Genomic DNA, 12976 nt, shown 5'->3' with positions numbered 1-12976 from the left:
GCCAAGGCATAATGAAGCGTTCCGGCATAATCACCTCGATAGACCGACTGGGACTAACGTTGTTCGTGGCGGTCACCCTGCATGCCATCATCATTCTGGGCATCAGCTTCACCCTGGAGACACCGAAAAAGCCCCCCACACCTGATCGTACCCTGGAGATCATGGTGGTGCAGAATCCCAAAAAACCCGAGATAAAAAAGCCGATAGAGAAGGCAGACTTTCTTGCCCAGTCCAGCCACGAGGGCGGCGGAGACCAGACCGAGAAGGTACGTCCCAAAACCGAGATAACGCCTCCAACACCACCCCAGCGGCGGGAGCAGGTCCAGGCGGCACCTACATCACCACCGACACCCGAAACAACGGCAAAAAAACCCAGGAAGGTGCTTACCCGGCAACAGCCGACCGAACAGAGGATCGAAACCACACCCAAGCAGCAGCCGAAGCCGTCCACACCAAAAAAGGTGACCGCGGCACAGTTGCTGGCCAGCACCAACCAGGAGATCACCCGGCTGACCGCCGAACTGGACAAAAAAACCAAGGCCTACGCCAAGCGCCCGCGCCGCAAAACCCTTATGGCAAGCACCCAGGAGTACAAATATGCCAGTTACCTGGATGCCTGGCGACGCAAGGTGGAGCGGGTCGGCAACCTGAACTATCCGGATGAGGCAAAACGGCGCAAGCTGTATGGCAACCTGGTACTGCACGTGGCGATTCGCCCCGATGGTAGCGTCAGGGCAATCAATGTGCGCAAATCCTCAGGGCACAAGCTGCTGGATGACGCGGCCATCCGCATTGTCAAGCTCTCCGCCCCGTTCGCCCCCTTTCCGGCCGAGATCAGAAAAGAGACCGATATCCTCGATATCATCCGTACCTGGCAGTTCCGCAACAACGACCAACTTTTTTCAAAATAGTATCCGCTGGTGGTTGCGGAGCACACCCCCGCATCCGATACTATATAGCCATGAGCAACCCTGAATCCCTGACCAACCAGTTTCTCATCGCTATGCCGGGGCTGGATGATGCCAATTTTCACCATACCGTGACCTATCTCTGTCAGCACGGACTTGAGGGCGCCATGGGTATAGTCATCAACCGACCTTCCGGTTTGCGCCTCAATGACATTCTCGAACAGCTTGAGATCAGTGACAGCGCCCTGCCATCTGCCGAACAGCCGATCTATATAGGCGGGCCGGTACAGACTGACCGCGGTTTCGTGCTGCACACCAGCGGAGGCGAGTGGGATTCAACACTGCAAATCACCTCTACCATCAGCATCACCACCTCTCGGGACATCCTGGATGCCATCGCCAAGGGCAAGGGACCGGAAAAGTCCCTGATCGCTCTCGGTTACGCCGGTTGGGGAGTAGGTCAACTGGAACAGGAGATGAGTGCCAACGCCTGGCTGAACGGGCCGGCGCCGGAGAATGTGCTGTTTGATCTGCCGGCGGAGGCGCGCTGGGAAGCCGCCGCAAAAGCTCTCGGGATTGACCTGAACCTGCTGTCGGGTGAAGCCGGGCATGCCTAGGAACCCGGCCGATTTCAAACTGACCCACCCGGTTCAGGATTCCCGCTCCGCAGTTGATCCCCTATCTCCGGGGCCGCATGGAATTTTCGGCAGTCATTCAGACGCCTGCCGAACTGCACGCTGATCCAGCGCGAAAAAATGGGTACACTACTGGGCTTCGACTACGGCACCGCCAAGATCGGCATTGCCGTCGGCCAGACCGAGACCGGGACCGCCAATCCACTCACGACCCTGCGGGCCATCCAGCAAAAACCTGACTGGACAGCGATCGGCAGACTGATCGACGACTGGCTACCGGAGGCACTGGTGGTAGGCCTGCCGTATGACATGGATGACACAGAGACCGAGATTGCGCCCCTGGCGCGCCGCTTTGCCCGGCAATTGGAAGGTCGTTACCGGCTCCCTGTGCACATGGCGGACGAGCGGCTTACCTCACAGGTAGCCCGGCAGTTACTGGGGCGCAAGATAAAAAAATATGAAGAACTGGACGCTATTGCAGCAAAACTGATACTGGAAACCTGGCTAAGTGAACGACGATAAAATCTATATGCAGGCCGAAGCGATTGATGAGCTGATCGGCGAAATGACACAAGCCATCAAAACCCGCCTTGAGGTTCAGCAAATCAAGGACCCGGTCATGATCGGCATTCACACTGGTGGCGTCTGGCTGGCGGAGCGACTGCACAAACTGCTGGGAATCAAACAACCGCTGGGCACCCTGGACATCTCATTCTACCGGGATGATTTCACCCGTATCGGCATGAACCCGAAGGTCAAGCCGTCACAGATCCCCTTCGAGCTGGAGGACCGCCACATTATCCTGGTGGATGATGTGCTGCAGACCGGCCGCACCATCCGCGCCGCCATGAACGAGATTTTCGACTACGGCCGCCCCGCCTCGATCACCCTGGCCACCCTGGTGGAGCGCAGCGGTCGAGAGCTGCCGATACAGCCCAGCGTGGTGGGCGTACGGCCGCCCCTGACCAGCGAACAACAGATAACATTGACCGGGCCGGACCCGCTCAAGCTGATCATCGGCACCTCGAAACAGGAGACCAGGGGAACATCGTGAGCAAGCCCAATATCCAACTCGACAGCCACGGCAGACTCAAACACTTCCTCACGATTGACGGCCTCAAGCGGGAGATGCTGACCGAAATACTCGACACCGCCGAATCCTTCACCGGGGTATCGGAACGGGTGGTCAAGAAGGTACCGCTGCTGCGCGGCAAGACCATCTGCAACCTGTTCTTCGAGAACAGCACCCGCACCCGCACCACCTTCGAAGTGGCGGCCAAGCGGCTCTCGGCGGATGTGCTCAATCTCAATGTCAGCACCTCCTCCACCACCAAGGGCGAGACCCTGCTGGATACGCTGCGGAATCTCGAAGCGATGCACGTGGACATGTTCGTGATCCGCCATTCAGACAGTGGTGCCGCGCACTTTTTCGCCACCCACGCCGCACCTCATATCAGCGTCATTAACGCCGGCGACGGCCAGCATGCACACCCCACCCAAGCGATGCTGGACATGTTCACAATCCGGCGCCACAAAGGGGAGTTCACCGGACTGCGGGTGGCCATAGTCGGGGATGTGCTGCACTCCCGGGTGGCCCGCTCACAGATCCTGGCCCTGAACACCCTGGGCACATCCGAGGTCCGGGTGATTGCCCCGCGCACCCTGCTGCCACCCGACCCCCGCACCCTGGGGGTGCACATTTTCCATGACCTGGAAGAGGGCATCCGGGATGTGGATGTGGTGATCATGCTGCGTCTGCAGAAAGAGCGCATGACCGGCGCCCTGCTACCCAGCGAGCATGAATACTTCCAGCTCTACGGACTCACCGAAAAGCGCCTCAAGGCGGCCAAGCCGGACGCTATCGTAATGCATCCAGGCCCCATCAACCGGGGTGTGGAAATGGATTCCCAGGTGGCCGACGGGCCGCGCTCGGTGATCCTCCAGCAGGTGAGTTTCGGTATCGCCGTGCGCATGGCGGTGATGTCCATGACCATGGGTACCCAGGCCCAGGGAGCAGCGGCACGATGAACGCCCCCAACAGCACCTCTATTCTCGGCGGACGCCTGATTGATCCAGCCAGCGGTATCGACAGCGTCACGGACATTTTCATACACAATGGAAAAATCCTGGCCATTGGCGAGCCACCCGAGGGCTTCACCGCCCACCACACCATTGATGCCAGCGGCCAGATTGTCTGTCCCGGCCTGGTGGACCTGAGTGCCCGGATGCGCGAACCCGGTCAGGAACATATCGCCACCATCGCCAGCGAAACCGCGCTGGCGGCCCGATCCGGCATCACCACCCTCTGCTGCCCACCGGACACCGATCCGGTTATTGACACACCGGCGGTTGTCACCCTGCTGTTGCGCCGCGCCAAACGCTCGGCGCGGGCGCGACTGCTGCCGATCGGCGCTATGACCCAGCAACTGGCTGGCGAACACCTGAGCGAAATGGTGGCCCTGAAACGGGCCGGCTGTGTCGCCATGAGCAACGGCTACGCCCCGCTCGCCAACACTCTGGTTGAACGGCGCGCCCTGGAATATGCCGCCACCTTTGGCATTACAGCGATCCTGCGCCCGGAAGACCGTCATCTGCGTAACAACGGCTATGCCCACGAAGGACCGGTGAGCGCCCGCCTGGGTTTACCTGGCATCCCGGAAGCGGCCGAGTCGGTGGCGGTGGCCAGGGATCTGGCCTTGGCCGAGCACACCGGCTGTCGCATCCATTTCCACCTGCTCTCCAGCGGCACAGCGGCACGCATGATCGAACAGGCCCAACAGCAACGCCTGCAGGTGTCCGCCAATGTGGCCGCCCACCAGTTACACCTGACCGAGATGGATATCGAGGACTTCGACAGCAACTGTCACCTGAACCCGCCCCTGCGCAGCCTGGCAGACCGGGAGGCCTTGCGTGCAGCCCTTGCCAAGGGGGTAATCGGCGCCATCTGCTCGGATCACCAACCGCTGAAAGCAGACGCCAAGGAGGCGCCCTTTCCCTCCACCGCCACCGGCATGGCCGGTTTGCAGACCCTGCTGCCGCTGACCCTTAAACTGGTGGATGAGGGGGTACTCGGCCTCTCCGAGGCGATTGCCCGCATCACTTGCGGTCCGGCGGATATGCTGGGCCTCCCCTATGGCAGGCTCCAGCCGGGCAGCAGCGCGGACATCTGTATATTTGATCCCCACAGACACTGGGTCCTCAAGCGGGAGGAGATGCCAAGCTCGGGACGCAACACCCCCTTTATCGGCTGGGAGTTCCAGGGCCAGGTGACCCATACCCTGTTTGAAGGGCGCATCGTTTTCCACTCCGACAGTACAACCCAGGCTTGAGCCAGCACATGACAGACAGCAGACCCCACAGAGACACCATCTTCCTGGAAGAGGCGGAGATCATCTCCCACCAGGCGTTCGAAGGCGATCAATACATTCTCCGCCTGCGGGCGCCCCGCTGTGCTGAAAAGGCGCTTCCCGGCAGTTTCGCCCATATCCAGTGCGACAACTCCAGGCCGCTGCGCCGACCGATTTCCATCATGCGCACCTCGGCGGAGCAGGGCTGGGTGGAATTCCTGTACAAGGCCGTGGGTGAAGGCACCCGCCTGCTGGCCCGACGCAAACCGGGCGAGCGGATCAGCGTTCTCGGCCCCATCGGTGTCCCTTTCAAGTTCAATCCGGAGCGCTCCCGGCCGCTGCTGATCGGCGGCGGGGTCGGCATGCCACCGATGGTTTTTATCGCGCAGGCACTGGCGGGCAATGCCGAGTTCAAACCGCTGGTGATCCTCGGCTCCGAGGTGCCTTTCCCCTTCAAGCCCCAGCCTTCGGCCCTGCTGATGCCAGAGATGCCGGACGGGGTCATCGCCAGCATGCCGCTGCTGGATGACTGGCACATACCGAGCCGGCTGGCCAGCCTGCAGGGTTTCCCCGGCTGCCACGAAGGCTACGTGACCGATCTGGCGCGTCACTGGCTACAGGCATTACCTGCGGATGAACTGGCCCAAGTGGAGATCTTCTCCTGCGGGCCCCATCCGATGCTGGAGAGCGTGGCGCGGCTGGCAGGTGAATTCAGCCTCCCCTGTCAGGTCTCACTGGAAGAGTTCATGGCATGCGGCGTGGGCGGTTGCGCCGGTTGCGTAGTAGAGGTGCAGACTGGCCAGGGTCCTGCCATGAAGCGGGTCTGCGTGGATGGGCCGGTGTTCGACGCGCGCGCGGTGTTTCCGTCCTGAGAGCCGGCCACAGCGGGCGGGAACCGATCCCGCATCCCGATGCATTCCCACGCGGAGCGTGGGAACGAGGGGCTCCCGGGATCTCAAGGTGACGTAGGTTGGGTTCCGACGCTCGCAGTTTCGTAGGTTGGGGTGAGGAACGAACCCCTAGATATCTTCCTCATCCAGCAGTGAGACCGTATTCATCCTCGCCGCATGGCGCTCCGCATCACCCCCTCCCAGCTTGATCATCAGACGCACCTCGTTGGCCGAGTCGGCATACAGGATGGCATCTTCATAGGTGATCTCGCCGTCGGTATAGAGCTTGTAGAGCGCCTGATCGAAGGTGACCATCCCCTGCTCGGTGGAGCGCTTCATCAGTTCCTTCAGCTTGTGCACCTCACCCTTGCGGATCAGGTCGGATGCCAGGGGGGTATTCACCAGGATCTCCACCACCGGCCGGCGGCTCTTGCCATCCGGACGGCGAATCAACTGCTGGGCGATAACCGCCCGCAGATTCAGCGAGAGGTCCATGAACACCTGGTCACGGCGATCTTCCGGGAAGAAATTGATCATCCGGTCCAGTGCCTGGTTGGCATTGTTGGCATGCAGCGTGGAGAGCACCAGGTGGCCGGTTTCCGCGAATGCAATCGCATGCTCCATGGTTTCCCTGGTGCGGATCTCACCAATCAGGATCACGTCCGGCGCCTGACGCAGGGTGTTCTTCAGCGCCACTTCATAGGACTCTGTATCTATACCCACCTCGCGCTGGGTAATGATGCAGCCGTCATGATTGTGGATAAACTCGATCGGGTCCTCAATGGTGATGACATGGCCTGAACTGTTGCGATTCCGGTATCCCACCAGGGACGCCAGCGAGGTGGACTTGCCCGTTCCCGTGGCACCGACAAAGAACACAATCCCCCGCTTGGCCATTGCCAGCTCCTTCAATATGGGGGGCAACAGCAGATCATGGATCTCCGGGATACGGGTCTCGATACGCCGCAGCACCATGCCGACGGCATCCCGCTGCACGAAGGCACTGACCCTGAACCGTCCCGCCCCCTTGGAGCTGACCGCAAAGTTACACTCATTGGTCTGGTTAAACTCTTCCCGCTGGGCCGGTGACATGATGCTCATCACCAGTTCCCTGGACTGCTCATCGCTGAACTTGGTCTTGGCCACCGGCATGATTCGGCCATTGACCTTGATGCAGGGCGGCATGCCCGCGGTAATAAAGAGGTCGGAGGCCTTTTTCTGGGCCATCAGATTCAAGATTGCATTAAAGTCCACTTTATCCTCGCTACCGATTTCCACCGGCTCCATGATTCACGCATGCATTAACTACTGAATATCTCTTTGTTCATCGCCTTGGAACGTGCATCCAGCCGACTGATCATTCCCTTCTTCACCAGCTCCTGCAGATGCTGATCCAGCGTCTGCATGCCATGGGCCTGTCCGGTCTGGATCGCCGAGTACATCTGCGCCACCTTGTCCTCGCGGATCAGGTTGCGGATCGCCGGCGTACCGACCATGATCTCCCAGGCGGCGGTACGGCCACCCCCTACCTTCTTCAGCAGGGTCTGGGCGATCACTGATCGCAGCGATTCCGACAGCATGGAGCGGACCATCGATTTCTCCCCGGCCGGGAACACATCGATAATACGATCGATGGTCTTGGCCGCCGAACTGGTATGCAGGGTACCGAACACCAGGTGTCCGGTCTCGGCCGCCGTCAACGCCAACCGGATGGTCTCCAGGTCACGCAGCTCACCGACCAGAATAATATCCGGGTCCTCACGCAGTGCCGAACGCAACGCCTCGGAAAAACCCAGGGTATCCCGGTGCACTTCACGCTGGTTGATCAGGCACTTCTTGCTGGTGTGTACAAACTCGATTGGATCCTCGATGGTGAGGATATGGGCATACTCATTGTCGTTCTTGTAATCCATCATCGCCGCCAGCGTGGTGGATTTACCCGAACCGGTGGGCCCGGTCACCAGCACCAGCCCGCGTGGCACATTGACAATATCCTTGAAAGTTTCCGGACAACCCAGATCTTCCAGCGTCAGCACCTTCGACGGAATGGTACGGAAAACCGCGGAAGCACCGCGATCCTGATTGAAGGCATTGACACGAAAACGGGCAAGACCCGGTATCTCGAAGGAGAAGTCCGTTTCCAGAAACTCCTCGTAATCTTTCCGTTGCTTGTCGTTCATGATGTCATAGACCAGACCATGAACGATCTTGTGGTCCAGTGCCGGTACATTAATCCGGCGAATATCCCCGTCCACCCGAATCATGGGTGGCAATCCCGCCGAAATATGTAAGTCCGAAGCCTCATGCTTGACGCTGAAGGCAAGAAGCTCAGCAATATCCATACAACACTTCTCCCGTTATTTTGTTATCTGTATGGCACGCCGTGACACTATCCCCACTGCCCCGGTTGTGCCTGCCGTTTACGGATTAGCGGCCGCTATTGGGGAAACTGGTATTTATTTGTTTTAATATCCAAGCTGCAACCGCACCCCATTACCAACCCATTATAGACACACAGGCCTATCAAGATCATGCCCTCTATCCAATCCCGGCTCGAATCCGTCAGACAGCAGATCCAACAGGCTGAACAGAAGTACCATCGCGACGCCGGTACGGTGCAACTGCTGGCTGTTAGTAAAACCCGCCCTGTGGAAGATATTCTCCAGGCCGTCGAGGCCGGGCAACACCGGTTTGGCGAGAGCTATATCCAGGAGGCCCTCGACAAAATCGAACAGCTCGGCAATCTGGCTCTCGAGTGGCACTTTATCGGCAGGATACAGGGAAACAAGACACGAGCCATAGCGGAAAACTTCGACTGGGTTCACAGTATCGACAGTGCCAAACAGCTGAGACGCCTGAATGACCAGCGTCCGGGGTCGTTGGCTCCTCTTAAAATCTGTCTGCAGATCAAGATAGACGAAGAAGAGAGCAAGGCAGGCATCCGGCCAGATGAGGCGCGAGAACTGGTTAAAGCGATGCACCACTACCCCAGGCTCTCGCTGCAGGGACTGATGACCCTTCCGGCACCTTCAGATCAGCTTGAGGCCCAACGGAAGCCATTCAGGCAACTGAGGGAGCTCAGGGATGAACTGGCCAGCGCTGAATTACCGCTCACCATGCTCTCCATGGGGATGACGGATGATCTTGAGGCGGCCATTGCGGAAGGCTCGACCATGGTACGTATCGGCACCGCCATCTTTGGCCCGAGACACTATCCCGCCCAGTCATGATCCGGCATATATCAGCCGATCCGAATGCGCTAGGATATAGGGTCAAATCAACCACAACAACCAACTACGATGACTGACATGAGCAGCAAGACCATCACATTTATCGGCGCCGGCAATATGGCCACCAGCCTGATCGGCGGCCTGGTCGCCGATGGCTACGCCCCGAAAAGAATCATTGCCAGCGACCCTGACAGTGGCAAGCTGGCCGATCTCTCGGCGCGCTTCGGCATCCAGTCAGCGACGGACAACAGCACCGCCATCCAGCAGGCGGATGTGGTGGTACTGGCGGTAAAGCCCCAGGTACTGGAGCGGATATGCGATGAAATCCGGCAAGTCGTGCAGCAACGGCAGCCCTTGCTGGTATCGATCGCTGCAGGCATCCGGGAGGCGGACATGCAGGCATGGCTGGGCGGCAATATCGCCCTGGTACGCACCATGCCCAACACACCCGCCATGCTGCAGGCCGGCGCCACCGTGCTGCATGCCGGCCGTGGCGTATCAGAGGCACAACGGGACCTGGCGGAATCCATTCTGCGCGCTGTAGGGCTGACCCGCTGGGTCGACAACGAAGCCTTGATGGATATCGCCACCGCCCTCTCCGGCAGTGGCCCCGCCTACTTTTTCCTGGTCATGGAGGCGATGGAGGCAGCCGCCATCAGCAACGGCCTGCCCGCCGATACGGCCCGCCTGCTCACCATCCAGACCGCCCTCGGTGCGGCGCGCATGGCCATCGAAAGCAGCGACGGCCCGGCAACCCTGAGACAGAAGGTCACCTCGCCGGGCGGCACCACCGAGCGGGCCCTGTCGATTCTGGAACAGGGCAATCTCAGGACCCTGTTCGAAGACGCCATCAGCGGTGCCTGTGAACGCTCCCGGGAGCTGTCAGAGATGTTGGGGAATCACTGATGGGCAGCAATTACCTGACCGATCCGCTGGCGTTCCTGATCCAGGTCATCTTCGACCTGATGATTCTGGTGGTGATGCTGCGCTTCATCCTGCAACTGGTGCGGGCCAACTTTTACAATCCGATCTCCCAGTTCACGGTCAAGATGACCACGCCGCTGTTGCGTCCACTGCGTCGGGTCATCCCCGGGATGGGCGGTATCGACATCGCCTCGATCGTGCTGATGATCCTGCTCAAGACCCTGGAACTGATCCTGATCATGCTGGTCTCGGGAACGGGGGTCCAACCCCTCGCCGCCATGGCCATCGCCATACCTGAGCTGATCAGTCTGGCTATTAACTTCTTCCTGATTGCCATTCTGATCCAGGTGATCCTGAGCTGGGTCAATCCGGGCAGCTACAGCCCTGCCACTGACCTGATCCAGAGCATCACGGCACCCCTGCTGAGACCGGCCCAGCGCCTGATCCCGCCCATTGGCGGCATCGACCTCTCTCCCATGGCGGTACTGGTGGGGCTGCAACTATTGAAAATGCTGCTGATCCCTCCATTGCAGATGTTAACCGCGGGCCTGCTCCTTTGACCGGGGACGATGGCCATCTTGAGCGCTGACTGGTATCGCTGGGAGGGGGATGACCTGCTGCTTCGCCTGCGGGTGCAGCCCAGGGCGGGGAGAGATCAGTTTGTCGGCCCTTACGGTGACCAGTACAAGGTGCGCATCACTGCTCCACCCGTGGAGGGCAAGGCCAACGAGCACCTGTTGCGTTTCCTCGCCAAGGCCTTCGGGGTCAGCCGGGAGCAGGTTAGCCTGATCAGTGGTGACAGCTGCAAAAACAAGGGATTCCGCATCCAGGGGCCGCGCAAATTCCCAATCTCCCTCACAAAACCATAAAAAACACCTGCGGTTTATTTGAATTTTCAACGCAGTAGCCGTGAAACTACCTATAATTTCTCGAAACTTCAGCCAACCCTGTAGTAAGATCGGCCAATAAAAACAGAAGGAGCGTCCTGTGGAGCGATCGCGACTGGAAACACAGTTGAAGGCCTACGAGCAATGGAAAGCGGATATTATTCGTACGGTCAAGCTCTACTACAGCTGGTTGAGCAAACATCGCCTGGCGACGGATGAGAGTGAAAAACGCATCCGGGAGTGCCTGGCATCGCTCTATAGCGATCGCCTGACCATCGCCTTCGTGGCCGAGTTTTCCCGCGGCAAGACCGAGCTGATCAACGCTATTTTTTTCTCAGACTTTGGCCGTCGCCTGCTCCCCTCCACCGCCGGCCGCACCACCATGTGCCCAACCGAGCTGTTCTATGACCAGCAGGCCGACCAATCCTACGTCCGGCTGTTGCCGATTGAAACCCGTCTGCAGGACACCAGCATTCGCGATTTGAAGCGTAAACCGGCGCTCTGGGTGACCTATCCGCTGAACCTGGACTCGGCGGATCAGGTCGAAGATTGCCTGCAGGAGGTGGTCAAGACCCGCAAGGTCACTTTGGCCGAGGCGGTTCGTCTGGGCATGTATGACCCCCAGCAGCACCCCAATCAGAGCCGGCCACCCGATTTCGTCGAGATACCCAAGTGGCGTCATGCCATGATCAGCTTCCCCCATCCCTTGTTGAAACAGGGGTTGACCATCCTCGACACCCCGGGACTCAATGCCCTGGGCAGCGAGCCGGAACTGACCCTGAAGATGCTCCCCTCCGCCCAGGCGGTGCTGTTCGTACTGGCCGCCGATGCCGGCGTCACCCGCAGTGATCTGGAGATGTGGCAGAACCATATCAAGGGCTTTCAACGCAGTCGCCAGCGCGGCCTGATTGTGGTGCTGAACAAGATCGACACGCTCTGGGATGAACTACAGGATGAGACGAGTATCAATGACGCCATCAGCCGCCAGCGCAATCACACCGCCCAGATACTTGGGGTCAACCGCAAGGCGATATTCCCGGTCTCTGCCCACAAGGGCCTGCTGGGTAAGATCAAGGGTGACGACAAGTTAATGGAGCAGAGTCGCCTGCTGAATCTGGAGCACTACCTGTCAAACGATATCCTCGACTCACGCCAGGAGATCATCAAGGATACGGTGACGGCCGAAATCAGCCAGATGGTCGAAAACACCCGCGGCATTGTCGCCACCAAACTGAACGGCATCCAGGCACAACTGGATGAACTGCGCCAGCTCAGCGGCAAAAGTCAGGAAGTGATCGAACACATGATGACCAAAACCCGCGCCGAACAGGCGGACTACATGCGCAACGTCAACAGCTTCCAGGCCAGCCGCAAAATCCTGAAAGAGCAGGCCACCACCCTGCGGGACGCCCTGGATCTGAAAAAACTGGAGCGTTCTATCACCGCCACCCACAACACCATGGCCGATAACTGGACCACTCTCGGCCTCAAATCGAGCATGCGCACCCTGTTCGACGACATGCGCAGCGACATGCAGGTGGTGGTGGACCAGAGCGAGCAGGCGCGCAAGCTGATCCGCAGTATCTATCGGCGGTTTCAGAATGAGCACGGCTTCTCCGTGGTGCAGCCGAAGATGTTCTCCATCATGCGTTACCGGGTTGAGCTTGAGATGCTCTATCAGGAGGCGGAGATTTTCCGCAAGAGCCCGGTTACCGCCATGACCGAAAAACATTTCGTGGTAAAGCGATTTTTTGTTGCCATGGTGAGTCGGGCCAAGGATATCTTCTTCCAGGCCCGACAGGAAGTGGACAGCTGGCTCAGCACCGCCCTGGAACCCCTCACCTTCCAGATCCGCGAGCACAAGGAGCAGATGGAACGCCGCCTGCTGGACCTGCAGAAGATCAGCCGCTCCCGGGACACCCTGGACTCCAGGGTGACTGAACTGAAGAATCAGCACAATGCAGTGGCTAAGCAGCTGACCATTTTACGAAATATCCACAATACGTTGAATACCAGCTATCCGCTGGCGGAAGAGGCGCGACCGAAACCCAAACTGGTATCGACCAGAAAAACCGCCAGTTGAGCCAGTCCGCCAGAATCAACTGCTGCCAGCAGCGCATTTTCATAAAGGCGCTTTAGCGCTATCCTTTAAGAC

14 protein-coding genes are annotated in these 12976 nt (G+C 59.2%); 12 read left to right on the top strand and 2 right to left on the bottom strand.

Annotation, left to right across the window (positions count from 1 at the left end; translation table 11 throughout):
• Window positions 1-11 precede the first annotated feature (11 nt).
• The 7 genes from ACHZBF_RS01200 to ACHZBF_RS01170 all read left to right on the top strand — a co-directional run bounded on the left by ACHZBF_RS01200 (window position 12) and on the right by ACHZBF_RS01170 (window position 5762).
• Window positions 12-911: an energy transducer TonB gene (locus ACHZBF_RS01200; protein ID WP_321527441.1), complete on the top strand. Its 900-nt coding sequence runs from the start codon at window positions 12-14 to the stop codon at window positions 909-911.
• A gap of 50 nt (window positions 912-961) precedes the next feature.
• On the top strand, window positions 962-1525 hold the full coding sequence (locus ACHZBF_RS01195) for a YqgE/AlgH family protein (RefSeq protein ID WP_029133378.1): 564 nt from the start codon (window positions 962-964) through the stop codon (window positions 1523-1525).
• 138 nt (window positions 1526-1663) lie between these two features.
• Window positions 1664-2065 (top strand): Holliday junction resolvase RuvX, encoded by a 402-nt coding sequence (gene ruvX / locus ACHZBF_RS01190; RefSeq protein WP_029133379.1) that lies wholly within the window; start codon window positions 1664-1666, stop codon window positions 2063-2065.
• A 7-nt stretch (window positions 2066-2072) separates the two neighbouring features.
• The gene (gene pyrR, locus ACHZBF_RS01185; RefSeq protein WP_273438923.1) at window positions 2073-2597 is read left to right on the top strand and encodes a bifunctional pyr operon transcriptional regulator/uracil phosphoribosyltransferase PyrR; all 525 of its coding nucleotides are present in this window, start codon (window positions 2073-2075) and stop codon (window positions 2595-2597) included.
• Entirely contained in the window at window positions 2594-3571 is a 978-nt protein-coding gene (locus tag ACHZBF_RS01180; RefSeq protein ID WP_321527440.1) for an aspartate carbamoyltransferase catalytic subunit, read from the top strand. The genes pyrR and ACHZBF_RS01180 overlap by 4 nt, the downstream gene beginning before the upstream one ends.
• The gene (locus ACHZBF_RS01175) at window positions 3568-4872 is read left to right on the top strand and encodes a dihydroorotase (protein WP_029133382.1); all 1305 of its coding nucleotides are present in this window, start codon (window positions 3568-3570) and stop codon (window positions 4870-4872) included. The genes ACHZBF_RS01180 and ACHZBF_RS01175 overlap by 4 nt, the downstream gene beginning before the upstream one ends.
• Window positions 4873-4880: 8 nt before the next feature.
• Window positions 4881-5762 (top strand): dihydroorotate dehydrogenase electron transfer subunit, encoded by an 882-nt coding sequence (locus tag ACHZBF_RS01170; protein WP_321527439.1) that lies wholly within the window; start codon window positions 4881-4883, stop codon window positions 5760-5762.
• A gap of 147 nt (window positions 5763-5909) precedes the next feature.
• Here ACHZBF_RS01170 and ACHZBF_RS01165 read toward each other — a convergent pair whose 3' ends face one another.
• A complete protein-coding gene (locus ACHZBF_RS01165; protein WP_394707539.1) occupies window positions 5910-7067 on the bottom strand; it encodes a PilT/PilU family type 4a pilus ATPase in 1158 nt (385 codons plus the stop codon).
• Between the two features lie 14 nt (window positions 7068-7081).
• Entirely contained in the window at window positions 7082-8122 is a 1041-nt protein-coding gene (locus ACHZBF_RS01160) for a type IV pilus twitching motility protein PilT (protein WP_029133385.1), read from the bottom strand.
• Window positions 8123-8311: 189 nt separating this feature from the next.
• On the opposite strand from ACHZBF_RS01160, the gene ACHZBF_RS01155 reads away from it, so the two are divergent.
• The 5 genes from ACHZBF_RS01155 to ACHZBF_RS01135 all read left to right on the top strand — a co-directional run bounded on the left by ACHZBF_RS01155 (window position 8312) and on the right by ACHZBF_RS01135 (window position 12904).
• Complete coding sequence (locus ACHZBF_RS01155; protein ID WP_321527438.1) at window positions 8312-9010, top strand: YggS family pyridoxal phosphate-dependent enzyme; 699 nt, start codon at window positions 8312-8314, stop codon at window positions 9008-9010.
• A 78-nt stretch (window positions 9011-9088) separates the two neighbouring features.
• Window positions 9089-9916: a pyrroline-5-carboxylate reductase gene (proC, locus tag ACHZBF_RS01150; protein ID WP_273438756.1), complete on the top strand. Its 828-nt coding sequence runs from the start codon at window positions 9089-9091 to the stop codon at window positions 9914-9916.
• Window positions 9916-10494 carry a YggT family protein gene (locus ACHZBF_RS01145; protein ID WP_288105885.1) on the top strand — a complete coding sequence of 193 codons (579 nt, stop codon included), beginning with the start codon at window positions 9916-9918 and terminating at the stop codon, window positions 10492-10494. The genes proC and ACHZBF_RS01145 overlap by 1 nt, the downstream gene beginning before the upstream one ends.
• Window positions 10495-10512: 18 nt before the next feature.
• Window positions 10513-10803, top strand: coding sequence for a DUF167 family protein (locus tag ACHZBF_RS01140; RefSeq protein WP_029133389.1), 291 nt, complete (start codon window positions 10513-10515; stop codon window positions 10801-10803).
• 118 nt (window positions 10804-10921) lie between these two features.
• On the top strand, window positions 10922-12904 hold the full coding sequence (locus ACHZBF_RS01135) for a dynamin family protein (RefSeq protein ID WP_321527437.1): 1983 nt from the start codon (window positions 10922-10924) through the stop codon (window positions 12902-12904).
• Window positions 12905-12976: the final 72 nt, after the last annotated feature.

The sequence above is a fragment of the Sedimenticola selenatireducens genome, from assembly GCF_963675335.2.
GTDB classification, from domain to species: Bacteria; Pseudomonadota; Gammaproteobacteria; order Chromatiales; family Chromatiaceae; genus Sedimenticola; species Sedimenticola selenatireducens.
This window is presented reverse-complemented; position numbering and strand designations above follow the sequence as displayed.